The 24,764-nt window shown below is 47.7% G+C and carries 21 protein-coding genes; 11 read left to right on the top strand and 10 right to left on the bottom strand.

What is annotated here, in order from left to right; translation table 11 throughout:
* Position 1 precedes the first annotated feature (1 nt).
* On the bottom strand, positions 2 to 1,612 hold the full coding sequence (gene menD, locus M3M35_RS04410) for a 2-succinyl-5-enolpyruvyl-6-hydroxy-3-cyclohexene-1-carboxylic-acid synthase (protein ID WP_252749471.1): 1,611 nt from the start codon (positions 1,610 to 1,612) through the stop codon (positions 2 to 4).
* Positions 1,605 to 2,768, bottom strand: a complete 1,164-nt coding sequence (locus tag M3M35_RS04405) for an isochorismate synthase (RefSeq protein WP_252749470.1) — start codon at positions 2,766 to 2,768, stop codon at positions 1,605 to 1,607. Before M3M35_RS04405 ends, menD begins: the two co-directional genes overlap by 8 nt.
* 500 nt (positions 2,769 to 3,268) lie before the next feature.
* Here M3M35_RS04405 and M3M35_RS04400 point away from each other — a divergent pair, with 500 nt between their 5' ends.
* The 8 genes from M3M35_RS04400 (at position 3,269) to M3M35_RS04365 (ending at position 9,608) form a co-directional block, all read left to right on the top strand.
* The gene (locus M3M35_RS04400; protein WP_252749469.1) at positions 3,269 to 4,117 is read left to right on the top strand and encodes a MetQ/NlpA family ABC transporter substrate-binding protein; all 849 of its coding nucleotides are present in this window, start codon (positions 3,269 to 3,271) and stop codon (positions 4,115 to 4,117) included.
* Between the two features lie 34 nt (positions 4,118 to 4,151).
* Positions 4,152 to 5,333, top strand: coding sequence for a pyridoxal phosphate-dependent aminotransferase (locus M3M35_RS04395; RefSeq protein WP_252749468.1), 1,182 nt, complete (start codon positions 4,152 to 4,154; stop codon positions 5,331 to 5,333).
* A 14-nt stretch (positions 5,334 to 5,347) separates the two neighbouring features.
* Complete coding sequence (locus M3M35_RS04390; RefSeq protein ID WP_252749467.1) at positions 5,348 to 6,403, top strand: methionine ABC transporter ATP-binding protein; 1,056 nt, start codon at positions 5,348 to 5,350, stop codon at positions 6,401 to 6,403.
* The gene (locus M3M35_RS04385; protein WP_252749466.1) at positions 6,403 to 7,107 is read left to right on the top strand and encodes a methionine ABC transporter permease; all 705 of its coding nucleotides are present in this window, start codon (positions 6,403 to 6,405) and stop codon (positions 7,105 to 7,107) included. Before M3M35_RS04390 ends, M3M35_RS04385 begins: the two co-directional genes overlap by 1 nt.
* A gap of 101 nt (positions 7,108 to 7,208) precedes the next feature.
* Positions 7,209 to 7,781: a cadmium resistance transporter gene (locus M3M35_RS04380; protein WP_252749465.1), complete on the top strand. Its 573-nt coding sequence runs from the start codon at positions 7,209 to 7,211 to the stop codon at positions 7,779 to 7,781.
* A gap of 16 nt (positions 7,782 to 7,797) precedes the next feature.
* Complete coding sequence (locus tag M3M35_RS04375) at positions 7,798 to 8,118, top strand: ArsR/SmtB family transcription factor (protein WP_252749464.1); 321 nt, start codon at positions 7,798 to 7,800, stop codon at positions 8,116 to 8,118.
* A 163-nt stretch (positions 8,119 to 8,281) separates the two neighbouring features.
* Positions 8,282 to 8,716, top strand: coding sequence for a TipAS antibiotic-recognition domain-containing protein (locus M3M35_RS04370; protein ID WP_252749463.1), 435 nt, complete (start codon positions 8,282 to 8,284; stop codon positions 8,714 to 8,716).
* 13 nt (positions 8,717 to 8,729) lie between these two features.
* Positions 8,730 to 9,608, top strand: coding sequence for an ATP-binding protein (locus tag M3M35_RS04365; RefSeq protein WP_252749462.1), 879 nt, complete (start codon positions 8,730 to 8,732; stop codon positions 9,606 to 9,608).
* A 128-nt stretch (positions 9,609 to 9,736) separates the two neighbouring features.
* Here the strand turns inward: M3M35_RS04365 and M3M35_RS04360 are convergent, their stop codons facing one another.
* The 7 genes from M3M35_RS04360 to M3M35_RS04330 all read right to left on the bottom strand — a co-directional run bounded on the left by M3M35_RS04360 (position 9,737) and on the right by M3M35_RS04330 (position 18,286).
* Entirely contained in the window at positions 9,737 to 10,270 is a 534-nt protein-coding gene (locus M3M35_RS04360) for a hypothetical protein (protein WP_252749461.1), read from the bottom strand.
* Positions 10,271 to 10,494: 224 nt separating this feature from the next.
* Positions 10,495 to 11,430 carry an aldo/keto reductase gene (locus M3M35_RS04355; protein ID WP_252749460.1) on the bottom strand — a complete coding sequence of 312 codons (936 nt, stop codon included), beginning with the start codon at positions 11,428 to 11,430 and terminating at the stop codon, positions 10,495 to 10,497.
* Positions 11,431 to 11,434: 4 nt separating this feature from the next.
* Complete coding sequence (locus M3M35_RS04350) at positions 11,435 to 11,824, bottom strand: DUF488 domain-containing protein (RefSeq protein ID WP_252749459.1); 390 nt, start codon at positions 11,822 to 11,824, stop codon at positions 11,435 to 11,437.
* A 29-nt stretch (positions 11,825 to 11,853) separates the two neighbouring features.
* Positions 11,854 to 13,197 carry a dihydrolipoyl dehydrogenase family protein gene (locus M3M35_RS04345; RefSeq protein ID WP_252749458.1) on the bottom strand — a complete coding sequence of 448 codons (1,344 nt, stop codon included), beginning with the start codon at positions 13,195 to 13,197 and terminating at the stop codon, positions 11,854 to 11,856.
* A 139-nt stretch (positions 13,198 to 13,336) separates the two neighbouring features.
* Entirely contained in the window at positions 13,337 to 13,810 is a 474-nt protein-coding gene (nrdI, locus tag M3M35_RS04340) for a class Ib ribonucleoside-diphosphate reductase assembly flavoprotein NrdI (RefSeq protein WP_252749457.1), read from the bottom strand.
* A 12-nt stretch (positions 13,811 to 13,822) separates the two neighbouring features.
* Positions 13,823 to 16,864, bottom strand: coding sequence for a YfhO family protein (locus tag M3M35_RS04335; RefSeq protein WP_252749456.1), 3,042 nt, complete (start codon positions 16,862 to 16,864; stop codon positions 13,823 to 13,825).
* A 54-nt stretch (positions 16,865 to 16,918) separates the two neighbouring features.
* A complete protein-coding gene (locus tag M3M35_RS04330) occupies positions 16,919 to 18,286 on the bottom strand; it encodes a hemolysin family protein (RefSeq protein ID WP_252749455.1) in 1,368 nt (455 codons plus the stop codon).
* 218 nt (positions 18,287 to 18,504) lie between these two features.
* Between M3M35_RS04330 and M3M35_RS04325 the strand changes: the two genes are divergently transcribed.
* The gene (locus M3M35_RS04325) at positions 18,505 to 18,930 is read left to right on the top strand and encodes an Hsp20/alpha crystallin family protein (protein WP_252749454.1); all 426 of its coding nucleotides are present in this window, start codon (positions 18,505 to 18,507) and stop codon (positions 18,928 to 18,930) included.
* A 141-nt stretch (positions 18,931 to 19,071) separates the two neighbouring features.
* A complete protein-coding gene (locus M3M35_RS04320) occupies positions 19,072 to 21,417 on the top strand; it encodes an HAD-IC family P-type ATPase (RefSeq protein WP_252749453.1) in 2,346 nt (781 codons plus the stop codon).
* A gap of 112 nt (positions 21,418 to 21,529) precedes the next feature.
* Here M3M35_RS04320 and M3M35_RS04315 read toward each other — a convergent pair whose 3' ends face one another.
* Positions 21,530 to 22,048, bottom strand: a complete 519-nt coding sequence (locus M3M35_RS04315; protein WP_252749452.1) for a flavodoxin — start codon at positions 22,046 to 22,048, stop codon at positions 21,530 to 21,532.
* 357 nt (positions 22,049 to 22,405) lie between these two features.
* Between M3M35_RS04315 and secA2 the strand changes: the two genes are divergently transcribed.
* Positions 22,406 to 24,751 carry an accessory Sec system translocase SecA2 gene (secA2, locus tag M3M35_RS04310; RefSeq protein ID WP_252749451.1) on the top strand — a complete coding sequence of 782 codons (2,346 nt, stop codon included), beginning with the start codon at positions 22,406 to 22,408 and terminating at the stop codon, positions 24,749 to 24,751.
* The last annotated feature ends 13 nt before the right edge of the window (positions 24,752 to 24,764 follow it).

Genomic DNA, 24,764 nt, shown 5'->3' with positions numbered 1-24,764 from the left:
CCTAATCATCCTTTCTCGGTGGCAACTGGGTTCTGGTGGTGCGAATTTCCAGTAGCCGAAGCCCCGTCCAGGACTCGCGGACGAGCGCCTGTAAATCTGTTCGCGTGGTAACTAGGTGATAGTCGGCACCCACGAGCTCCGCGGCGGCCGCTAGGTTTAAATGCTGGGGCGTGCCAAAGAGAGTTTCAAAATGAGGGGCCGTTGCTTGAGGTAACAGTGAGAAAATGCCACCTCCATCATTATTAACCACGATGATGGTTAGGTTAACGTGGGTCGTGCGGGCCAACTGAAGGCCATTCAGGTCATGGAAGAACGCTAAATCACCGGTAACCAACCAGGTTGGCACCTGATTTAAAGCCATGCCGGTTGCACTGGAAATGGTGCCATCAATTCCATTGGCACCCCGATTCCCCTGGACGCGGACCGGTGCTTTTGGCATAAACGCCTGGTCAAAATAGCGGACGGTTAACGAATTAGCCAAGAATAGTTGTTGGAGCGGCGCCTCAGTAGCTAACAGTTGGGGAAGAGTTGCTCCATCCAATTCAGTGGGGTCGGATCTAACCTTTGTTGAGATGGCCTGGTGCCATTGGCTTCGGTAGGCGGGGTTACCATGAAGCGTCGTCGTCAGGAGTTGGCGACAAAAATCAGCGGCTGTCAGGTTGTAGCTCGTGTGGGCCCACCGACTGTGATCCTTGCCCAAGTAGTTAGCCCCAATCTGGATGACGGGAATGCGGTGCTGTTTTAACCACGGCAAGAGGGTGGCGTTAACCGGGGTCCCACCAAACCGTAAAACGACCTCCGGCCAGAGTTCCTGGGGTAATTCCTGGAGGTTCGGAGTGGGAGTGGTCGCGAGGGTTCCTCGGAGTGAACTTAAAACGTCGGCGATGATTGGCGCATGAAGTTGTTGTGCCAAGCGGTCCAGCAGGGAAGGATCGTCATAATGATCATTTGGTCCCAGGAAGAAGAGCAACTTACGCCCGTGGAGCCGTTGGACTAACCGGGTTAGCGAGTTGGAAGCTAAACTCCCGACAATGTGACCAAATTCCTGGGGTTGCACCTGAGGCCAAGCAGTCCCCAGCGTTGGTAATAATGGTTTGCGAAATGGTAGGTTTAGATGGACGGGGCCGGTGGGGGCAAGCTGACTTTGGTGAACGAGTTGTTGGACTTGGTAGTCAATAAATTCGGTTACGTCTGGTTCAGGATCCTGGACGTTAATTTCAAGGGCTTGTTTGACATTCGTGGTATACATTCCGCGTTGGGGAATGGTTTGGGGGGCGCCAATGGCTTGTAGTTCCTGGGGGCGATCCGTTGTTAAGACGACTAAGGGAACGTGAAAACTCTGCGCTTCCGCGATGGCGGGCCAGTAGTTAGCGGTTGCAGTTCCAGAGGTGGCGATCAAAGCGACGGGGGCATGACTGCGTTTGGCAATTCCTAGGGCGCAGAAAGCGGCCGAGCGTTCATCAACGGCCACGGTTAAACGAACCTGGCGCTCTGCTAGGAGCAACGCTAAGGGCGTATTTCTGGAACCCGGTGACAAGACAAAATCAGTGACCTCCTGCGCTTGGCACGCGCTGATTAAGTGTTTTAAATTATTGGTCATGACGTCAATCATCAACTTGCTCCTTTAAAATCTGTTGCATTGGTCGGGTTTTCAATTGAATTTCTCGAGCTTCAGCTGCCAACGTAGACGCGGCAAGGATACCAGCTCCGGCAAATAAGTTTACCCGTTGGGCATGGCTCCAGAGGGAACGAATCCCGATGACAAATTCTCCGTCCCCATTGGGAAGAGCGTAACCAACCGGAGCCGCAAAGAGGCCCCGTGGGCACCGTTCCGTGGCCCGAATGGTTACTTGGGCCCAGGCGGTAGGCACTCCACCGAGCGCGGGCGTGGGATGAAGGGCAGTGACAAGTTGCCACAGGGAAGCTTGCTGGGTAATGGAACCTGTAATTGGCGTGTACAAATGTTGAATTTGGGGAGTCGTAAGGATCTGCGGGCTTGCAACTGGCTGCAAATGGGCCCAGGGCCGGAGGCGCCGTTGAATTTCTGTAACGACCAGCTGGTGTTCAGCTTGGTTTTTCGAATCAGCCTGTAACGCGGTTGCCAAGTGCTTGTCTTCGGTGGCCGTGGCTCCCCGGCGAACAGAGCCGGCCACGGCCGCCGTCGCCAGCTTGCCCTGGTGGAGGCGGACGAGCCGTTCCGGCGTAGCTGATAGAAAGAGTTCGTCGTGATGTTTAAGAAAAAAGTGATATGTATGGGGTTGATCGCGGAGCAGAGCGCGAATTAGTTGGCTCGCCCGTAACGGCGCACTTAGCTGCCATTGTTCCTGCATGCCAAGCACAACCTTTTGTTTCTGGGCATCAGTTTGGAGGGTACGGAGGACGGGCGCGACCCGGTCCTGCCAGTCAGTTTCAATCGTTCGCCGGAGCAAGTGAATGGGACGAGCCGGCGCTGCCGGTTTGGGGCTCGGGCGACGGCCCCATTCGGTTCCCGTCACGGTGTTGATGACGTAAGCTGGGGCGAGCATCGTTCCGTTCATCAATTGGCTGGTTCCAGTTAGTTGCTGGTCAAACGGGAATCCCCCAAATACGGGGTGGTTCTGCTGTTGGTGCCAGGTCACTAGTTCTGGTAGGGTAAAGTTTTGTAAGCGGCTAGCTTGCCCTAGCCCAATCAGTTCGATGTGATGCTCAGGGTCAGAAAAAAATGCGCCATCTTGATAGTAATCAAAGGCATTGAGTAGTTGGTCAGTTTGCGGTTGCATGGTTGTCATCCCTATCAATCAATTTAAGCCGAAATCCATAGCTTAAGCTTACCAAAAATCCTGGTTGGAAACACCAGGAAGTCCTCGGCGGAGGTCTCCGGCTCCTTTTTTAAGAAAAAGTTAATTTGATGGTTGACTTTTACGGTGAGGTCACTTAGTATAATAACCAATTAAATAAACGAAATTGAGGAACTGAGTATTTGCTGAAATTTCCAAGAGAGTCTCTGGGTGGTGCAAAGGGATGAAAGGCAGGCAAAGAAGATGGGTTCTGAATCAATCATTAGTGAGCAAGCAATTGTTAGCTAGTGGCGGGGTTGCGACCGATATCTCAGCAAAATTGTTCTAATCGAGACGCGTCAATTGGAGCAGTTTTTGAGGCAAGGCTAGTTCAAGCAGAACTGTACTTGTGAATTAAGGTGGTACCACGAAAGCATTCGTCCTTTAGTTAGGATGGATGCTTTTTTTGTTTATTTAAAAGTAACTAATACTAAATTATGAGGTGAAATGGCATGAAAAAGACAACGAAGTGGATTATCGGCATTATCGTATTATTAGTAATCGCAGTGATTGGCTGGTTCAGTTTTGCTCCCCAAGCCACTACGCAAAATGAGAAGGAAGTGAAGGTCGGTCTCATGAGTGGGTCCAAAGCGGATGATGAGATTTGGCAGTCAGTAGCTAAAACGGCCCGCGAGAAATATAAGATCAAATTGAAATTTGTCCACTTTACGGATTACACCCAACCGAATACTGCGTTGAGTCAACACGCCGTTGACATTAACTCCTTCCAACACTATGCCTTCTTGAAGAATTGGAACCAGCAACACCATTCGAACATTGTGTCGATTGGAGACACGGTGATTACACCCATCAGATTGTATTCAACGCAATACCGGGACGTGAAAGAAATTCCAGATGGAGCTACGATTGCAATTCCAAATGACGCGACAAACGAAAGTCGGTCGCTCCAGGTTCTGAAAGAAGCCGGGTTAATTAAACTGGGCGGGGATCCGCACAAACTGTTGACGGTGAAGGACATTAAGGCGAACTCAAAGAACCTAAACATTAAAGAAGTGGATGCTTCTCAAACAGCACGGACGTTAAATGATGCGGCAGCAGCAGTTGTCAACACTAACTACGCGCAAACGGCCCACTTAAGTCCAGATAAGACGATTTTCAAAGAACCGTTGAACAAGCAATCGAAACCATGGATCAACCTGATTGCGGCTAATAAGGAACAAAAGCATAACAAGGACTTACAAAATGTAGTGAAGGCCTTTCAAACGAAGGAAACCGAACGGGTTATTCAAAAGAATTACAAGGGGCTACAAGTTCCAGCCTGGAATTTAAAGCTTAAATAAAGCGGACAAGTTCAAGTGAAAGGGGAGGAGTGACATGCATTTTACAGAATCAGCGGCGGTGCAACGGTTGCCCCAACATTTTTTTGCCACGTTAGTGCAGAAGGTGAACCAAAAAATTGCGACGGGGGCGGATGTGATTAATCTGGGGCAGGGTAATCCCGACCAGCCGACGCCGACTAACATTGTCAAAGCGATGCAAGCGGCCGTTGCCAAGCCAGAAAATCAGCAGTACTCTCCCTTTGCAGGACTCCCAGCCTTAAAACAATCGGTGGCGACTTATTATCATGACCACTACCAAGTGGACGTGGATCCCGAGACGGAAGTTGCTATTTTGGGAGGTTCAAAGACCGGACTGGTTGAACTGCCCCTCGCCGTTTTAAATCCCGGCGACCGGATCTTGTTACCAAATCCCGGTTATCCCGACTATTTATCCGGAACGCACCTGGCTGATGTGGAGGTGGAACTGGTTCCGCTTCGGGCTAGTAACCATTTTTTGCCGGATTATGATAAGATAAGTACAAAAAGTAAGCAATTGGCCAAGTTGCTCTACTTAAATTATCCCAATAATCCAACGGGAGCCGTGGCGACGGCGGACTTCTTTGCAGAAACCGTGCAGTTTGCCAAGCAAAACCAGATTGGCATTATTCATGATTTTGCTTACGGAGCCCTCGGGAACCACCAACAGCCTCTGAGTTTCTTACAAACTCCGGGTGCCAAAACCGTGGGACTTGAGTTTTCGACGTTGTCAAAGACCTATAACATGGCCGGCTGGCGGATTGGGTTTGCCGTCGGCAATCCAGATTTGATTGCTGCCCTCAATGACCTGCAGGCCCAACTCTTCGTGAGTGTGTTTCCGGCAGTTCAGGAAGCGGCAATTGCGGCTCTAACGGGACCCCAGGATTCCGTCACTGCCTTAGCCCAGTTATATACCACGCGCCGACACGCATTTGAAACGGCCGCGGCTGAGATTGGCTGGAAAGCGACGCCAGCAGGGGGTTCATTTTTCTCCTGGATGCCGGTTCCTTCGGGATATACGTCTGAATCGTTCGCCGATTTGTTGTTAGAGCAAGCAGCGGTGGCGGTAGCACCTGGGAAGGGCTTTGGCTCCGAAGGCGATCATTACGTCCGGATTGGCCTGCTAACCAGTCCCGCCCGGTTACGGGAAGCCTGTCAACGGATTGGCAAATTGCAACTATTTCAACCGCACCACGAATAAGGAGGATTTTTCCGATGACGGAAACCAGCGTTAACTTTAAAAATGTTTCAGTTGATTTTAAGCAGGATAAACAAACGATTCACGCCGTTTCCGACGTGAGCTTCAGCATTCCAGCCGGGCAGATCTTTGGGATCGCCGGGTACTCGGGAGCCGGAAAATCAACGTTAGTTCGCACGATTAACTTATTGCAACAACCAACGAGTGGGGAAGTTTCCGTCCTCGGTAAGCAGTTCTTTAAAAAGGACGAACACGGAACCACGGAGATTAGTGCCCGCGAACTCCGAACGGAACGGCGCAAAATTGGGATGATTTTCCAACACTATAACCTGTTGAACCAAAAAACGGTATTGGAAAACGTGGCTTTTGCCCTAAAGCACAGTGGGTTAAAGGAAAAGAAAATCGCAGCGAAGGCGCAACAATTATTGGCTGATGTCGGGTTGTCCGATTACGCCAAACACTATCCCGCCCAACTCTCCGGGGGGCAACAACAACGGGTCGCCATTGCCCGGGCCCTGGCCAACGATCCAGAAATTCTGATCTCTGACGAAGCAACTTCCGCGTTAGATCCGGAAAACACCAACCAGATTTTAGATTTATTGAAAGAATTAAACCAAAAGTATGGGTTAACGGTCATTCTGATTACTCATGAAATGGATGCCATCAAGCGGATTTGTGACCAAGTGGTTATCATGGACCAAGGAAAAGTGGTAGAACGGGGTAGTTTGATTGAAGTCTTTGTGGAATCGACTAATCCGGTCACCCGCAAGATTGTTGGAAATGACTTTGATGCCCTTGCCATTTTGCAGTCCATGAACATTGATACCGCGTCCCGGAACTTAGTGAAGTTGGTCTACTACTCTCAAGAAATTTCACAACCAATCATCGTGGATCTGTATGCGAAGTACCAAGTTTCGGCTAGTATCGTGTACGCTGACATCGAAGAATTTGGGAGTCAACCGGTCGGCATCATGATTGTGGAACTGAATGGAGCGGACGACCAGGTCAGCGCCGCCCTTGATTATCTGAAACAATTAGACGTCCAAGTAACTGAATTGAGAGGTGCAAAGTAATGAAAGAGTGGTTTATTACAAACTTTCCGAATGTAGTGCAGCAGGGTTGGACAGGAGAAACCGGGTGGTGGACTTCCATCGTACAAACGTTATACATGACGTTTTGGTCAGCCATCTTTGGGGGGATTGCCGGATTAATCTTTGGGATTGCCCTCGTGCTGTTTGATTCAGATGGGATTTTACCGAACAAAATCATCTTTAACGTTGTGGATAAAGTGGTTTCCCTATTCCGGGCGATTCCCTTCATTATCTTGCTGGCCTTCATTGCTCCAGTAACACAAAAGATCGTGGGAACCCAAATTGGGACGACGGCTGCCCTCGTTCCGTTGTCTGTCGGGGTCTTTCCGTTCTACGCTCGGCAAGTGCAGGTTGCCTTGCAGAGTGTGAACCAGGGAACCATTGAATCGGCCCAATCACTGGGATCAAGTAACTGGGACATCATTTCCGGTGTTTACCTGAGCGAAGCCTTTCCGGAATTGATTCGGGTATCGACGGTAACACTGATTAGTTTAGTCGGGTTAACGGCAATGGCCGGAGCCATCGGAGCTGGTGGACTCGGAAACATGGCCATCTCGTACGGGTACAACCGGTTTGCCAACGATACTACCCTCGTGGCCACGATTCTGGTAGTGATTATGGTCTTAATCATTCAAGTCGTGGGGGACGCATGGGCCCGGTGGATTGACCACAGTTCCAAAGCCTAAGTAAATAGTTAAAAAGAGCTCCAGCTGCTTTCCACAGTTGGAGCTCTTTTTTGGTTGTCAGACCTTTATATGTTATTATTTTCATATGAAAGGATGATAATATGAATTGGTGGTTAATGACGTTGACCTTTCTGGCCGTCAATCTCGATTTCTTTGTGATCTTGCTGTTTTTTTTACAAAAATATTCCTTTGGGGAGGTCTTACTCGGCTACTTGCTTGGGTTGTGGCTCCTGCTCGTGCTCAGTTATGGGCTAGGCCAAACCCTTGCTCATTGGCTGCCAGAATGGGTGCTCGGGGGCTTGGGATTTTTACCGCTGTACCTCGCTTTTCGTACGGAGGATGATGACGCTGAACTAACGCGATTCCGCAAAAGTACTCCGGTTTTGACCGTTTTGGGAACCTACCTGGTGGTTTGTGCAGGATGCAATTTGTCCGTTTTTATTCCAGTGTTATTGGGCCAAACCTGGCCGGTTTTTTTGCTAACGCTCGGCTACTTCGGCTTTTTGACGGTTATCGTGGTCCTTTTCCTCTGGCGACTTGGTCGGATTCCCGTGGTAACCCGATTTTTGCACAATGATGGTGAGTGGTTGTTACGCGTGACGTACTTCGTGATTGGGATTTACGTTCTCTATGACAGTGGGTTTCTTGCCCACGTCTGGGAACTAATCAGATAATGAAAAGGAGAAAAACATGGTAAAGCAATCTGATTTAACGGAAACCAGTCAGATTTTCAAACTGCTCGTCAACCCCGAGCGGTTACGAATTTTACTGTTGCTGGAGAATAATCCGGTCGATGTTTCTACAATCGTTACCAAGCTCCAGTTATCGCAGTCAAACGTCTCGCATCAACTAGCGCTGCTAAAAAAACATCAATTGGTAAGCGCTCAACGAACGGGGAAACGGATGCTGTATAGTTTGAATGATCCGCATATTTTGACGATCGTGGAGATGGCCTACCAGCACAGTGAGCACGTGGTTAAACACGAGCAACATCATTATTTACGCGATTAGGTGAAGCTAAACCTTGCGATGAAAGGGAATTAGTTTAGTAGCAGACAGCAGTAGATTGACAACTGGATTATTCCTAATATATGATGGTGGCAAGTGTTCTCGTAGAATCTCACATGATGTTTGGTAAAAGATTGATATTATTATAATTTGGAGGTGAATAGCGATGGGAAAGAAAAACAAACACAAGCAGGCTAAATTTGAACGACGCCTGAGTGAGCAATATGGTGATCAGGAGATTAAGCAAACCAAGCAACATTGGAATGACTATAGTGAGGCAGAAAAGGCCGCCATTTTAAAAGAGGGCGATGCAATTTTTGTTGACCTTGCTCAACTTAAGGATCAGGCGCCGGATAGTGAAGAAGTACAACAAATCATGGTAAGATGGCATCAATTTCTGCTTAATTTTTATGAGCCGAGCATTGAGTTGCTGAGTGGCTTAAACGAAATGTACGCCAATGATCCTAAGTTTAAAAAGAAATTTGCTAAAATTGATCCAGATTTACCTGATTTTCTCCACGCTGCCATTGATACGTATGTTGATCAATTAGAAAATCAATGGATTGAAGAACAGCAAGAGACGTTAGATAACGAGTTATAGATGGGAGGGGAAAATGGCTAAAGTTGATCGATCGGGAGAACGAAAAGTTAGTCCGTTAAAAATCAAGCCACAAGCAAACACACCTAAGTTAGTTTTTCCAGTGGAAAAGCCCCAGCGTGATTTGCAAAATTTAATTGTTGCCGACGAGGTTGCCACGCAAATCAAGAGTTTGCTTTCCAAGATTGAAAATTATGATTTACTCTATAATCAATTTGGGTTACGCGAAATTGATTCAACAGGCGGAAGAACTGTCATTAACCTGTATGGATTACCTGGGACCGGGAAGAGTTTTGCGGCGGAAGCGATTGCCAAAGCACTGGGTAAGCAGATCATCAAGGTTAACTATGCTGAGATTGAATCCAAATACGTGGGGGAAACGCCGAAAAATATCAAGTTATTGTTTAAAGAAGCCAAGGATCAAGATGCTGTCTTAATCTTTGATGAAGCGGATTCCATCTTGGGTCGGCGGCTCGATAGTGTCACGAAAAGCACGGATCAGGCAGTGAACTTGACGAAGTCAGTCATGTTGTTAGAGTTGGATAATTTTTCCGGAATTGCAATCTTTACCACTAACTTTGGGAAAAACTATGATCCAGCCTTTTTACGGAGAATTATTGGAAACATTGAATTTCCGCTACCCGCAAAAGCAGCCCGGGGCAAAATCTTAGCAAAGTTAATCCCAGCTAAATTGCCAGTCGACCTTACGCCAGCTGATTTAGATCAAATTTTAGAGCACACGGAAGGATTTGCTGGTGGAGATTTATTAAACGTAGTGGTTTATGCGAGTTCGCATGCCGTAGAGCGGGATGGAGCAAAGTGTAAAGTAGGCCTTGCTGACTTTGATGATGCCATTGGATTAATTAAAAAAGCAAAGCACGAATTAGCACAGTAAAAAATAACTGCTAGTGGATGACAGTTAAGCAAGGCTGGGTTACACCAGCTGACAAAAACAAAATAAAAAAAGTGGCGCACAAAATCATATTTTGTGCGCCACTTTTAGTTTACTCTCATTATCTGTTCTTAACGGTTAAACATCATCGGGTTCACGTTCCCTAAATTTAGTTTGGTAATTCCAACCGTCAAAATGGCGAAGAGATTGCCACTAATGAAACCGAGCAGAAAGGTTAACCAACTTAACGGTGTAGCCTTAAAGACCAACAAGAGAACGATGACAACAACGATGATTGCGACCACGATGTTGATAATTTTGCGGGCCTTTTGAACTCTCGGAAAGGCAGTGGTTAATTGGCTCATTTGCGGATTGGCATCATTAATTACGTTCCCGGCGCCTTGTAATAATTTGAGCAGGACCCGGACATCACGAAAGGCGTAGTTAAAAATGGAGAGGAAGCCAACGATTAAGCCACTAAACAAGCCGAGGAGCAAAATAAAGAAGCTACTGAAGGCGTTGAAGTAAATCGCTAGGCCAAGTCCTAAGATTAGCAGGATGAGCGCGGGAGCTAGTAATAACCATTTGCGCCGCTGAATCTGGTGGCGAATCGTGGTCCATTTTTGGAGATACGTTTGGAGTTTAAACATTAATTCTGGATTCATATAATAACCTCACTTTTCTGTCATACCGGTAATTTACCACAAAAACAAAGTTTGTCGCAAACTGATGAACGTTATGCCAATGACTTTTGATACCACCATCATAACAATCCCACAGCTGAATGTGCTACCACTTATACAGGTTGGGGAGGTAAACCAGACTAAAAACCCCAGCAGTTAAAGGTGCTCCTTTAACAACTGGGGTTTTGGTTAACTAAATCGTGGTATTACCGTAAGTTTGAATCAATTGCTTCGTACTCTTCGTCAGTTAGGTTAATCTGAAGCGCCTTGGCATTGTTCAACACTTGGTCAGGGTGCTTAGCACCAGGAATCACAACGGAGATGTTGGGATTCTTAATGTACCAAGCTAACACTAGTTCTGCAACGGTCGCATCGTGATCCTTGGCCATTGGTTTCAAACTATCAACTGCTTTGATAATTTGCGAGAACCGCGGTTCTTGGAAGTTAGGATCGTCGTGGCGAATGTCGTCTTTTGCGAAGGTAGTCTTTTCACTGTACTTACCGGTTAATAAACCAGAAGCCAGTGGGAAGAACGGTACGAAGGAGATGTGGTTTGCTTGTAAGTAACCAAACCGTTCCTGTTCAGCATCGCGAGCAAACGGATTATATTGTTCTTCGTCAACGTCCACGTAACCATCGCGGTTGGCTTCTCTAAGTTGATCCATGGAGAGGTTGGAAACTCCGATGGCCTTAATCTTGCCAGCTTCCTTCAGTTCTTGCAGGGCAGCAACCGCTTCGTACAACGGCGTCTTACCATCTGGGAAGTGAATGTAGAAGATGTCTAGGTAATCAGTTTGAAGCCGTTGCAAACTTTCTTCAACAGCTTGTTTTAGGTGCGCTGGAGAGTCGTCGATCACCATGTCACCCTGATCCGTTACCTTTTGCCCACCCTTAGTGGCAATTTGAATCTTGCTCCGGTCGTAGTCTTTAATGGCTTGGCCAATTAATTCTTCAGAACGGCCGAGTCCATAGGCATAGGCTGTATCCAACAAGGAAATCCCATTGTCGAGGGCGGTTTTAACGATTTTAATTCCGGTTTCATCATGTAGATGCGGGAAGAGGTTGTGACCACCGACCGCGTTGGTACCTAAGCCCAGTGGGGTAGTAGTGACATCTGATTTTCCAATTTTAACTGTTTGCATAAAATTACTCCTTTGACTGTAAAACTGATTGAATCTCAGGTTGGTGATGGAGATACTCTAGCAGCACGACGGCTTGGTTATGCTGTTGGTCCTTGGCTCCGTATAACAGAATCACGTTCCTAGTTTGTAACTGCGTGGCGACCTTCGTTACAAAGGCCGGGGTTTCCGGGTTTTGGTCCAATTCTTGTTGGTAGCGTTGTTGAAACGCGGGAAACCGGTCCGGAATGTGGTTAAACCACTGCCGCAATTCCGTTGTGGGAGCAATTTCCTTCGCCCACTCGTCTAGGGCCGCGTTGACCTTGGAGATGCCCCGGGGCCACCGGCGGTCCACCAAGATCCGATAACCATCATGATCAACTGGTTTGGTGTAAATCCGCTCAATCGTTAACTGCATGAAGCTTCCTCCTCACCTTGAGGTTGTTTTTACAGGTGGTGCTTCGTTTCTGATTCAATGGTTGGGAATAACGTAATGAAGTTATTCATCTTTTCTGGATCAATGTGGTATTCGATAAATGGTAAAACACTACCAATCGCGTTGTCGGCTTCGGAACTAACTTCAGCCATTCCAACCAAGTAACCTTGTTTGTCAAAGACAGACAGAGTTTTACCTTGGTTCGCCCGCATTGCTAACCGGAACCAGTCTTGGCTTAAATCAGCTTCCTTGATGTCGTATTGATCTGGATGAGCTTGGGCTTGATCAGGAGTAACCCCAACTTGAGCAATCCGTGGAGAAGTGAAGACGGCACTTGGAACGGCTGGGTAGTTGATTGGTTCCGTGGTTGCCCCCGTAAAGAGCTTAGTGAGGTACATTCCTTCATAGATAGCCGTTGGAGTTAAACGACCGACTTCTTTGTCAAGCACGTCTCCAGTAGCGTAAATGCTAGGAACAGAGGTTTGTAAGTGGTCGTTAACGGCGATTCCCTTGTGCGCATCGTATTCAACGCCCACTTCGTCAAGTCCGATTCCTTCCACGTTTGGAAGTCGGCCAGTGGCATCAAGAATCCAATCGCTGGCCACGTTGCCCTGGTTAGTTTCAACTTGGTAGCCATCAGCTTGCTTGGTTACGGCACTTGGCGTCACGTTCTTCATGATGTGAACACCCTTTGCTTCTAAGTCAGCCAGTAATTCTTCAACAAATGGTTGGTAGAATTGCTTTAAGGCGTGTTCGTGGTGCAACATCAAGGTTACTTCAGTTCCAGCCGTTGCAGCGATGGTAGCAAATTCAAGGGCAATGTAGCCACCCCCGATGATGGTCATCCGGTTTGGTTGATCAGCAAGATCCAGGAAGTCAGTTCCGTTGTGGAGGTATTCTTGACCTGGGATGTCTAACTGGTGATAGTGAGCTCCGGTGGCAATTACTAATTTATCAGCGGTGTAGTTTTGACCGTTCACGGCAATGGTGTGTTCGTCAACGAGCGTTCCCTTACCGTGAATTAGTTCGATTCCAAGACTTTCTAGTCCTGCTCCGATGGCCTTCGGTAAAGCGCCAATTACTTTCTTTTCATGTTCGTAATTTGCCTTCCAGTCCAACTTAGTGGTTCCAGTTAAACCAGCGCCTTGCATTTGGTCAACGGCGTCCTTAACCTTGACTGGCATATCCAGGGAAATCTTAGCGTTACATCCCCGGTTGGGACAAGTTCCCCCGATTTTATCGACTTCAATCATCCCAAGTTTAAATCCAGCTTGGGCTAATGGCATAGCTCCGTTAAAGGCACCATGTCCACTTCCAAGGTATAAAACATCATATTGATACTTTCGTTCTGCCATTGTTACACTCCTTTGTTTTCATTAACTGTAGCTTGAATCCTAAACTTAAAATAGCAAAAAAAAACGCACGACCGCAATTAAACTGACTTTTGGTTAGTCAGAGCGGTCGTGCGAAAAACACGGCAGGGGTAGCTTGCCGTTAGGGTTGAGGTTGGACTTCTTGGTTACGTGTTACCATGTCTGCGTAAATCCGTTGGACGTCCCGGTCGGTACCCCGAAGTTCGTAGTCAGCGAGAAACGGAACGTGGAACATGCGAGAGTACCGTTTAGCTGTGAGACAGTACTGAGCATTAAAGTTTTTATTGCCACTACCGATGATTCCCAGGCAGAGGGTGGCGTTAGTGCCATAACCAATGTATTCACCGAGGGTGGTGGTCAACAGCTCGGTTACACCACTCCCAATGCCATCACCACCATCGAGATAGGTTGGAACCGTGACAAAGTAGGGTTCTGTTTCCGTGGCAAAGTCAGTTTGATCACTAATCTCTTTGCCCACCACGAGCGGATTAGTGGGATCCTGGTTGTGGCGTTTTTGGGCATAGGCAGTTAGATTTTCAACAAAATTGCGGGTATTGCCTTCAATTGAAATGAATAAAATGCGCATGGGTTTCATGACGAGCCTCCATTACGAATGTTTGCGGGGTTTGAGTAAGCAACTGAAAAACCCGATTCCTAGGATTAATATACCACTGATCAGCGTGAGGAGCAGACCGAGTCCGAGGCCGGGAGTTCGGTATTGAAGCCGAATTTGATGGGTGCCGGCGGGGACGATTCCCCCGACAAAGCCGGTGTTCACGCGTTTGGTTGCTACGGGATGGTTATCAACAAATAACTGCCAACCTTTCGAGTACGGAATTGAGGTGGTGAGGACCGTTGTCCGCGGTTGTTGACTGGTTCCCGTGATTTGATTTTTGGTCAGTTTAATGTGACGGAGTCGTTGGTTTTGTAACTGGTGCAGCCGTTGTTGGTAGGCTTGCCCCATCGGCACGGCAATGACCCGCACCCGGTTAAAGCGTAAGCGACTTGTGCCCTGGTAATGTAATGTAATGGTCGACCGAGCTTTGGTAGCGTAACCAAGATTGAGGACGGCAGTTTGCTTGGGCACGTAGTTAGAAAGTTCGTCCGTTCCAAGTTGCGTCACGGCATTACTCATTCCGGTCGTGTGGGCCGTCAGTTTAAAACTACCATTGTTACTGGTTTGTAACCCCTGGCGCCACTCATTTAAATGATCCATTGGACTCAGGCTTTGGTTTCGTAACCGCGCTTGGTTTTGGGCCTGGCGTTGCTGTTCTGCTGCGGAAGGGCCACTAGCGTGGATACCATCTAATTCTAAGTAGAGTTCACTGTTCCGAGTCGCTGCCGGATGCTTCAGTTTCAGAGTTACCGGCTGGGGGTTCCCAAGCACATCTGTATTTAATTCGTGTAGACCAGTGCGATTCTGGTGCTGGACCGCTCGCTTGCGCTGGTCATTAGCAGTTAACACCGCCGTAGCTTGGTCTTTACTAGTGTAGTGTTGGTCTGGTGTAGTTGTGCGGTTCGCAGCCTGCCCCCATTTAGAGGTTGCCAACTGGTCAAAGGTGGTAATCCAGTCGCGGTCCTCTAAGTTAGTCTTGTATGCAAGGGACTTGTTCGTTGGGTGGGGTGTGACCTCACGCACCCGGTTGCCAGTTGAAGCGACAACGGCGCCCTGCAATTGGGCTTGTTCCTTTTCAACGGGCGAAAGACGGTTCCAAGTAGCCGGCCGAATGACCGTGCGTTGACTGTAGAGAAGCGGCAGGGCGTTCTGGTTCTGAGCCAGAATCGTTCCGGTGGCCTGCTCAGCCGGGCGGAGTTGATTTTGATTCTTGAACAAGCGTGGTTCATGGTGCGAGTTCTGAACGATTTTAAAGCCCGCGGGTAAGCGGTGGTGACGTTGTGCGGAGTTAAGAAAGAGATATTTAACGCCCATCAAGGACAACATGGTCGAACGGTAATCGTTTTGGGAGACCGGATCATTGGGCGTAAACTGATTATTTCGGATGGCTTGTTCTAACTGGCCGACGAACCCATTTTCCAGCGTTAAGTAGGAGGCAATGTCATGGGTTTTAAGGTTCAACGGTAGGTTAGAACTAGCGTTGAAGTAGTCGGTGTTAAACGTGTGGGCCCGCTCCATGGGGAAGTAATGGTAGCGCGGTCCAATGCTCGTGCGGGCGTTGCCCAGCCGCTTTTTAACGTAGTGATCAGCCCCATTGTAGTAATTTTGGGTATAGTGGGCGGCACTTTGCTGGCGGAGCATGCCCCGGCTGAACCCACTGTTGTTCGGACTATAGTAGCCCAGCCCGAGGGCAATGAGGTTTAGAGTAACGATGCCCAACACACTGAGATAGAGGGTGCTCGGTTTCCAGTGATAATCGCGGGCAATCCAGCAACAAGCCAGTAAGCCAAAGAGCAGGACGTATTCAATCACATCATGCCGTTGCAACCGGAAGAGGAAGCCATGACTTGCCCAGATGAGGACGAGGAGCACGAGCGTACTGACTCCAAGGGTCAAGACGTCGCGTCGGGTTAAGCGGGTGAGGTGATTGACAAAGATGGCCGTGGCCAGCCCAACCGGCAGAAGTGCTAACGCTAACCACCGGTTAGAGGGGGACGCAAAGGCGTTAAAGATGGCGCTTACGGCGGGAAAACAGAGGCCAGCACCGACTAATAGCAGGGCAACGTTAAGGTAGCGATAGCGTTTGAAGTGGAGCAAAACGTAGACCACGGCGTAGAAACTGACCCCGCTGATTCCAATGATTAACCAAAAAGAGAAGGGTCCACCCAGCCCGAGTAGTTTGCTAGGTAAATTGAGGTAATAACTTAATGGGTATAACTGGTAACCGTTCGCAAAGTCACCGGTAATCCGAGTGGACTGGAAGGCGTAGAGCATGGTGGGGATAAAGAGAACCGCGGCTGCTAACATTCCGAGAGTGACCGTAACGGTCAGACGGAGGAAAAACCGGCCCCAGTGAAACCACCGGGCTTTTCGAACCATCAGGCTACGTAATCCAACGTAAATTAAGCAACCGAGCCCCAGCATGTAAGCAAAGTAAAAGTTGCTTAAAAAGGTGATGAAAACGGCCCCGAAGAGTAGCAGGCTGGAATTATGCCGGAGGACGCGTTCAATTCCAGCGGCTAGGAGCGGAAAGAAGATGAGGGGGAGTAAAAAGAACGCATGGTGCATGCCGGCATACAGCGCGAAACTGGAAAAAGTGTAGGTGAGGGTACTAATCAACCGACTAATTTTTCGCAGGTGAAAGTTGTGCAGATACACTAAAAAGGCTAAGCCCGCGCAGTACAACCGCAGGAGAACTAAAACGCCGTAGCCCAATTCAATTTGTCCCTTTGGAAAAAACACGATGAGATAGTTAAATAGATCACCAACCACGTAGTAGGAAAAACTAGTGAGTTGATCGGCTCCCAAGCCGAGGTCAACTGACCAGTGGGTCAAGCCCTGACTGGGATGAGTGAGAAAATTGACTAGCAGTTCCCGGAAGTTTACGAGAATGGGGTAGTGCTGGGCAATTCCATCCATGCTCCAAATGAGCGAACGATTGGTAAGGTAAAACGTCCACCCAAAGACCGCGACGATGATTGCAAACATGATGGTATAGAGCACCCAGGTTGGCAGTTTTTTCAGCATCTTCATCTAATTGCTCTCCTTGTTAATAAAAAAAACGAGGCACGCCTCGTTTTAGTGGAATTAATGATCAGTATCGCTGGGGTTCGTTAGGGTCGCAGGAACCTCGGTAACTTCAAACCAGTTAATAAACGAGTTTTCGTAATCAAGGACTTTAAACTTGAAGTTGCCAATCTGCACGATGTCACCGACCTTAATGTGCGGATAGTGTTCAATGACGAATCCAGCGATGGTAACGACATCAGATTCATTGAATTCTTTGATTTGCGTATCAAAGTACTTTTCAAAGTCATAGGTATTTAACTTCCCGCTGATTTTGTAGGAACCGTTGGGTTGCTTGAAGATGTACGTATGACTGGAAGGATCAATTTCGTCTCTGACGGTTCCAAAGAGCTCTTCGTAAATATCCTTATCAGTAATGATTCCAGAGGTACCACCGTACTCATCGATCACCACTACAATTGGCTGGTGGTTATGAATCATCTGTTGGAGCACGATGGAAATGGTGGTCGTTTCTGAAGTGGTATCAATTTTACGAATTAGATTCGTAATCGGTTTATCCGGGTTGATTTGCGCTTGTTTAATCAAGTCGTAAATGTAGACGTACCCGAGAATATCATCCTTGTCGTTATCTTTAACGACCGGGAGCCGACTGTATTTGGTGCTTAAATAGGTTTCGATGGCATCGTTAACCGTATCGTTGATGTCAACGGTTTTCAACTGCGTTCGGTCAATCATAATGTCACGTGCGGTTTTATCATTCAGTTCAAACGCCCGACGCATGTAGAGGTAATCATTTTGTTCCAAATCCCCGTTTTGCACGGCTGCCTTCGAAACGCTGAGAATTTCTGATTGTGACAGGGCTTCGTCGTTCTCATTGGCCACTGGCAACCCGAGCATTTTAACAACTCCCGCTGCCGACACGTTGAGGAGCCAGACAAAGGGATAAAAGATGACGTGACAGTAGTGAAGCGGAGTGCTGACCACGTCTAAGACTTTAAGGGGCATATCAATACTAAGGTTTTTCGGGAGAATTTCTGTGAAGACCACCTCTAAGTAGGTCAACACAATAATTCCGAGGATGGCTCCGATTCCGTGGGCGGTGGCGCTAGGGGCACCCATGCCGCCGTGTCCCAGGATTTCAACAAATAATTCGATGGCAAAGGTTTCCCCGATCCACCCTAGAATAATTCCAGCTAACGAAACCCCCACTTGAGTGGTTGAAAGGTATTCGTTTAAGTTCTTCACCATGTGCAGTTCACGGGTTAATTTGCGTTTGCGTTTGGCAGATGTATGATCATCATCCAATTCTTCCTGGAGGGCGGTTGTCCGGGTTTGCACGAGGGCAAATTCACAGGCAACGAAAAAACCGGCCAGAAAGAACGTAACTAAAATAATAACTAAGTCGATAAAAATCGATCCAGTAACCAAGTAGCATTCCTCTTTTCGTTGATTTAAGCAATTAGCTTCATTAATAAGTAAGGTATATCTAACATTTTAAACATTTATCATTTATTTTACCATATTATTGAAATTAGTAATTTTAAAATTCCCGCCACGAGCGCTCAATCAATTGAATTCTGGCGGAACTGGACCTACAATTTAAGTGTCAGGAAACTGATGGATTAATTTTGAAAGGGGTTTTTAACATGGCACGGAATGAAATTCAAAACAACGGTTACAATCCGCTTGATGATTTTTTTGGTAACTTTGGGAAGAGTTTATTGAGCTCGGTGGCAGGTGATAACCGGATGAAGACCGATATCATTGAACACGATCAGGATTTTGAAGTTGTGGTTGAATTGCCTGGTTTTCAAAAGCAGGATATTCACTTGACCTATGATGACGGAACCCTCAGCATTCATGCGACCCATGACATTAATGCTGAAGTACAAAATGATGACGGCCGGGTTTTGAACCAAGAACGGCGTTCCATGGATGTGAGCCGGTCGTTTTACCTGCCCGATGTTGATGATCAAGGAATCTCGGCCAGTTACGATGGCGGACTGTTGAAAGTCATCTTACCAAAGGCTCCACACGACGAGGGCGACAATCACCAAATCGAAATTAACTAAGCAGAACAATAACAGTCAGTTCGATGAGAACTAACTGTTTTTTTATTGGTTAAAATTTTTTTAAAAGCAGCTTTAAACCATGCGTTCTGTCAAGAGTTCGGTATACTAGGAATATCGAAATAACGAAAGTGGGGATGGCGGATGCAACAATTTTCAGGGTTAACAAGCGCGGAAGTACAAGCGCGGGTACAGCAAGGGTTGAAAAATACGGAACCGCGGCCCCTCACCAAGTCCACGGGGCAAATCATTGCGGAGAACGTGTTTACCCTGTTTAATTTGATTAACGTGGTCCTGGCAATCATGGTTTTCACGACCGGCAGTTACAAAAACATGCTCTTTATCCTGATTGCTACCGTCAACACTTTGATCGGAATCTTTCAAGAACTACGGTCGAAACATCAAGTAGACAAGATGGCGTTACTGTCGCATTCTCCGGTCACGGTGATTAGAAACGGTGCTTCCCAGTCAATTGCCCCGGCGGACGTGGTCCAAGGTGATACCTTACAGGTTACCTTGGGCGACCAGTTTCCGGTAGACGGGACGGTACTTGCGACCGAGGAACTGGAAGTTGATGAGTCGCAAATCACTGGGGAGGCCGATCCCATCAGTAAGCAGGTGGGCGACCCGGTCACGTCGGGAAGCTTTGTGGTGAGTGGGAATGCCTTGATTCAAGTCACCAAAGTTGGATCCGCCACGTTTGTAAATTCACTGACAGCCAAAATTAAGCCGACCCAACAAAATAACAGCCAGTTGCTCCGCCTAATCAACCGCATCATTAAAATTTTAACCATTATCATCGTGCCTCTGGGATCGATTCTCTTGGTATCCCGTTTTCTCCATGGAGTGGGCTATTCGGAAGCCATCCTTGGGACGGTTGCCGCCATGATGGGGATGATCCCCGAGGGCCTGGTACTGTTATCATCAGTTACCTTAGCAGTCTCTGCTTATCACCTAGCCCGGCAGCACGTGCTGGTGCGGGACTTGGCTTCGATTGAAACCCTGGCCCGGGTTGATACCATTTGTTTGGATAAGACCGGAACGCTCACGAGCGGCGCCCTCCAGTTTAAACAACTCCAGTTAGAAACCACGCAGTACACGAATGCTGAAGTCGGAGAGATTTTGGGTTCACTAGTAAACGGGATTGGGGATACGAACGAAACGGCCCGGACGTTACAGTCCCACTTTCAAGAACATCCCGATCCCGTGACTGACATTGTGCCCTTTTCGTCAGCGCGAAAGTGGAGTGGGGGCACGGTCGGAACCGTTGGTAAATTTGCCATGGGAGCGCCCCAGTTTGTGTTGGATTTAACTCCAAAACAGCAAGCGGAGGTCCAACATTTAGCGCAGGCCGGCAACCGGGTGTTAGCGCTGGTCCAGGCGACCACGCTCCAAACCAATGAATTACAGGGAACGCAGTTAATTGCCTTCATTTTAATTACAGATGTGATCCGCCCAGATGCCGCGACCACGTTAGAGTACTTGCGGAATCAGGGTGTAACCGCCAAGGTGATTTCTGGAGACGATCCCACTACGGTCGCTCAGATTGCAAAGGAAACCAAGATTCCGGGCTGGAACCAAAGCGTTGATATGAGTCAAGTAGGAGACGATGCTGACTACCAGGAGTTAGTTGCCGAGCACACCGTTTTTGGCCGGGTGAAGCCCGCCCAAAAGGAACGGCTCATCAAAGCGCTTCAGGCGAACGGCCATACGGTCGCGATGACTGGAGACGGGGTGAATGACATCCTGGCGTTACGCCAGTCTAACTGTGGGATTGCAATGGCCAGTGGAAACGAAAGTACCAAAAGTATTGCTGATTTCGTCTTGATGAATTCGAATTTTTCCGCGCTCATCAACGTTTTAAAAGAAGGGCGGCGGGTGATTAATAACATTGATAGCATTGCCTCGTTGTACCTGATTAAAACGATGTTTTCGGTAATGCTCAGTGTGCTCTTCCTGTTTCTGGCCAAGAGCTATCCGTTTGAACCCATTCAGTTAACCCCGATTAACAGCCTCATGGTCGGGATTCCGTCCTTCTTGCTGGCTCTAGCTCCGGCGTTTCATCCAATCCGCGATCGCTTTATCGCTGGGATTACCGGAATTTCATTGCCATCGGCGCTCACCGTGGTGATTAACATTTTAGTGATTGATGGCATCGGTAGTTGGTTGCACTGGCAGCAACTGCAACTGTCGACCTTGAGTGTCCTTGTGACGGGCTTTGTCTGTTGGCAAGCATTGATCTTAGTGAGTCGGCCCTTGAATCCCTATAAAACCGCAATCATTGCGGGCAGTATTACGCTCTTCTTGATTACCTTCGTCGTGTTCCGCCACTTCTTTGGGTTTGCATCGCTGTTTAGTTGGCCACTCGGAGTGATCGGGGTAGTCCTGATCCTGCTAATTAATCCCCTGTTTTTAGGGTTACAACGGGTAGTGCACTGGGTAACCACGACCGTGTCAGCCCTGTGGCGTAACCGGCGCCCGGCGGAGTAATGATTAGAGTTGCATTACCTGCATGTGGGTACGGAACTCGGTTTAAAATTTAATCTAGCTAATCAAAAAAGCGTCCTTATCAAAGTTGATGGGGACGCTTTTTGGTAACTGCTTATTGATTGGCTGTGAGCCAGTCACTGACTTGTTGGTTAACTTCCGCTTGATAGTCACCGGTGATGACTAATTTTTGGCCGGCGCCTTCGTTACCACCTTTGATGGTTAAACTGGGTTTGACCGTAGCACCAGGGGCGAGTTCTTTGATTTGGTTAAACAAAGTTCCGGTTCCAAACCCGGCGTTGGTAGCAAAGGGAAAAATGGTTTTGCCCTGCAAATCGTAACTCGTTAAGAAGCTAGCGACTGGTTGGGGCAGCGCCATGTCCCACGTTGGGGTACCGATGTAAATGGTGTCATATTCGGCAAAGTTTGGTACCTGATTCGCTAACGCCGGACGCCGGTTAGCGTCTTGATCTGCCTGCGCCTCGGTTTTTTGTTCCTCAAAGGAAGCTGGCAGGGGTTGTTTCGTCTGGATGGCAAATAAGTCGCCCCCTACTTGTGCGTGGATCAGCTGGGCGACTTCCTTGGTGTTGCCAGTTCGAGAAAAATAAGCAATTAAGGTTTTTGATTGTGGCATGTGATTCAATCCTTTCTATAACAAATAGTAATGCACAGCTAGAATAGCACAAAAAAGCGAGCGGGGCGCATTTTTACCCTACCCGAACTTAATTGATGAAGATGAGTGATAATTTTTGGCCGCTTTTTGCAAATAAATTAGATTTTTTTGGATATAAATTGCAAAAATGCCCATTTTAACCCCCGTTTTTTGAAATTAAACGAGTTTTTTTTAATATATTTACAAATTTGGTGTTTCACTAATCGATTTTTGATGATAGTATTTAAAGTGAATTAATCAGGAGACAACGCTCGAATCCAGAACTTGCAGAACTGCTGGATGTCGGTGTGCTGGAAGTTAGAAATAAAGGTGTTTTGCATGCATAAATATCAAACATTAGCTAAAAAAATTAAAAACCGCGCACGCGAGCTCCAGAACTTGACTGATCAGGAGCTGAAAAACCAAACGGTCCAGTTTCGCAATCAAATTAAACACGGGAGTCGGCTCGACGATTTACTCATTGAAGCCTATGCAACCGTTTGTGAAGCAGACCGGCGGGTTTTAGGGCTTTCTCCCTACCTGACCCAAATTATTGGGGCCTTAGTGCTACACGAGGGTAACATTGCTGAAATGAAAACCGGAGAGGGGAAAACCCTAACGGCCACGATGCCCCTTTATCTACACGGCCTCATTGGGAACGGGGTGTTTTTGATCACGGCCAATCCCTACCTAGCACGGCGTGATGCCGAAGAAATCGGGAAGGTTTACCGTTGGTTAGGCTTAACCGTGGGCCTAGGGGTGACTAAGGACGATGACGAAGATGATGAAGAACGGGATTTAGCTAAAATCTACGCATCAGACATCGTGTACACCACCCACAGTAGCCTGGGGTTTGATTATTTATTCGATAACCTGGCCACAACCCCCGATGAACAGTACATTCATAATTTAGATTTTGCCATCATTGATGAAATTGATTCGATTCTGCTGGATCAAGCGCAAACGCCGTTAATCGTGTCCGGAGCGCCGAACGTGAAATCGAATCTCTATGCGCTATCAGAACTTATGATTCACCAATTACAGGAACACGTTGATTTTGAAAAATCGACCGACGGAAAAAGCGTGTGGTTAACGGAGGATGGCTTGACCCATCTAGAAACCTATGCGGGCATCGATGATTTACTAAGTGAAGAGCACCATAATCTGTATCGGCACCTCGTGATTGCCTTAAAGGCGAACTACTTATTTACGAAGGACCGTGATTACGTGGTGGAAAACCATGAGGTGATTCTGCTGGATAAGATGAACGGGCGAAAGCTCCCGGGAACCAAACTCCAAGCAGGGCTTCACCAGGCGATTGAAGCCAAGGAACATGCCAAAATTAGTGAAGAAACTAAAGGGATGGCCAGCATTACCTACCAAAACCTATTTAAGTTGTTTCAGCGCATCTCCGGGATGACCGGAACCGCCCTGACGGATGCCGATGAATTCCGGGATACCTATCATTTAGATACCATCGTGATTCCAACCAACCGCAAGGTTATTCGCAAGGACCATCCGGATCAAGTGTATGTCACGAACCAGGCTAAAATCGAAGCTTCGTTGGCGAAGGTAATCGAAATTTCACGCGCGCACCGTCCCATTCTGATCGAAACGGGCTCCGTCTCGATGTCCGAACTCTATTCCCGGCTCTTACTTGCAAAGGGGTATGCGCACAACATTCTGAATGCGACAAGTGCTGCTAAGGAAAATCGGATTATCAAAGAAGCTGGGAACTGTGATTCCATTACGGTTGCGACGGCAATGGCCGGTCGGGGCACGGATATCAAGTTATCCCCCCAGGCCAAGCAAAACGGCGGGCTCTATGTGATTGGGACCGAACGGATGTCGTCGGCTCGAATCGATAATCAACTGCGGGGCCGGGCCGGCCGGCAGGGAGAACCCGGCGATAGTATGTTTTTTGTCTCACTCGAGGATAAGATTGTGACGGAGAACGCCCCGAAGTGGGTCAAGAAATTCCGTAAGCGGGTGACCGCTGATCCTAATTTTGATCTTAGTCAACCGCTGGCAAGTCTGCGCTTCAAACACGTGGTTGATCGGGCTCAGGGAGTTCAAAAAAACAGCGAGGTTTCTGGGCGGCAACAAACGCTGGCCTTTGATGAGGTTGCGAAAGTGCAAAGGAACTACTTGTATCAGTTACGAAACCGAATTATGCGTTCGGAGGACCTCGATCAAATCCTGAAAACGGCGATTCGCTTGGCTGTTTTAGATTTTGTGGACCAGGTGACGAGTTATACCGATGTGATTGATTTCATTTACAACAACATTGACTACTTTTTTGTTGATGAAGCGGGGGAGTTAGAGACAAATTGGCACAATCCCCGGTTTTTAACTGAGTACCTCATGAAGCTGATTCAACACCGGCAAACCGAGGTTGCCCAACAGTTTGCTAATGAAGACCAGTTAGCGTACTACAAACGGCTGGTGATCTTGAAGTCGTTGGATTTAATGTGGATTGAACAAGTTGATGCCTTGCAACAGTTAAAAGAAGTTGTTAGTAACCGAAACTGGGGGCAGCATAAACCAGTGTATGAATATCAAGATGAGGCGCAACGATCCTTTAAAACCATGAAACGGGAAATTTACCGGTTGATTTTAAAGAACAGCCTGCTTTCGGAGATCGTGTACCAAGATGACGGTACGATTAAAGTGATTTTTGTGTAAAGCTAGCATAAAG

Origin of the sequence: Fructilactobacillus myrtifloralis, from assembly GCF_024029335.1 — a bacterium.
Taxonomy (GTDB): Bacteria; Bacillota; Bacilli; order Lactobacillales; family Lactobacillaceae; genus Fructilactobacillus; species Fructilactobacillus myrtifloralis.
This window is presented reverse-complemented; position numbering and strand designations above follow the sequence as displayed.

Coding starts and splice junctions, on each gene's coding strand:
- M3M35_RS04345 (WP_252749458.1), bottom strand. CDS start 13,197: ATGGCAGAACGAAAGTATCAATATGATGTTTTATACCTTGGAAGTGGA.
- M3M35_RS04350 (WP_252749459.1), bottom strand. CDS start 11,824: ATGCAGTTAACGATTGAGCGGATTTACACCAAACCAGTTGATCATGAT.
- M3M35_RS04325 (WP_252749454.1), top strand. CDS start 18,505: ATGGCACGGAATGAAATTCAAAACAACGGTTACAATCCGCTTGATGAT.
- M3M35_RS04390 (WP_252749467.1), top strand. CDS start 5,348: ATGACGGAAACCAGCGTTAACTTTAAAAATGTTTCAGTTGATTTTAAG.
- M3M35_RS04400 (WP_252749469.1), top strand. CDS start 3,269: ATGAAAAAGACAACGAAGTGGATTATCGGCATTATCGTATTATTAGTA.
- M3M35_RS04395 (WP_252749468.1), top strand. CDS start 4,152: ATGCATTTTACAGAATCAGCGGCGGTGCAACGGTTGCCCCAACATTTT.
- M3M35_RS04365 (WP_252749462.1), top strand. CDS start 8,730: ATGGCTAAAGTTGATCGATCGGGAGAACGAAAAGTTAGTCCGTTAAAA.
- M3M35_RS04375 (WP_252749464.1), top strand. CDS start 7,798: ATGGTAAAGCAATCTGATTTAACGGAAACCAGTCAGATTTTCAAACTG.
- M3M35_RS04385 (WP_252749466.1), top strand. CDS start 6,403: ATGAAAGAGTGGTTTATTACAAACTTTCCGAATGTAGTGCAGCAGGGT.
- M3M35_RS04380 (WP_252749465.1), top strand. CDS start 7,209: ATGAATTGGTGGTTAATGACGTTGACCTTTCTGGCCGTCAATCTCGAT.
- nrdI (WP_252749457.1), bottom strand. CDS start 13,810: ATGAAACCCATGCGCATTTTATTCATTTCAATTGAAGGCAATACCCGC.
- secA2 (WP_252749451.1), top strand. CDS start 22,406: ATGCATAAATATCAAACATTAGCTAAAAAAATTAAAAACCGCGCACGC.
- M3M35_RS04360 (WP_252749461.1), bottom strand. CDS start 10,270: ATGAATCCAGAATTAATGTTTAAACTCCAAACGTATCTCCAAAAATGG.
- M3M35_RS04315 (WP_252749452.1), bottom strand. CDS start 22,048: ATGCCACAATCAAAAACCTTAATTGCTTATTTTTCTCGAACTGGCAAC.
- M3M35_RS04370 (WP_252749463.1), top strand. CDS start 8,282: ATGGGAAAGAAAAACAAACACAAGCAGGCTAAATTTGAACGACGCCTG.
- menD (WP_252749471.1), bottom strand. CDS start 1,612: ATGATTGACGTCATGACCAATAATTTAAAACACTTAATCAGCGCGTGC.
- M3M35_RS04405 (WP_252749470.1), bottom strand. CDS start 2,768: ATGACAACCATGCAACCGCAAACTGACCAACTACTCAATGCCTTTGAT.
- M3M35_RS04335 (WP_252749456.1), bottom strand. CDS start 16,864: ATGAAGATGCTGAAAAAACTGCCAACCTGGGTGCTCTATACCATCATG.
- M3M35_RS04355 (WP_252749460.1), bottom strand. CDS start 11,430: ATGCAAACAGTTAAAATTGGAAAATCAGATGTCACTACTACCCCACTG.
- M3M35_RS04320 (WP_252749453.1), top strand. CDS start 19,072: ATGCAACAATTTTCAGGGTTAACAAGCGCGGAAGTACAAGCGCGGGTA.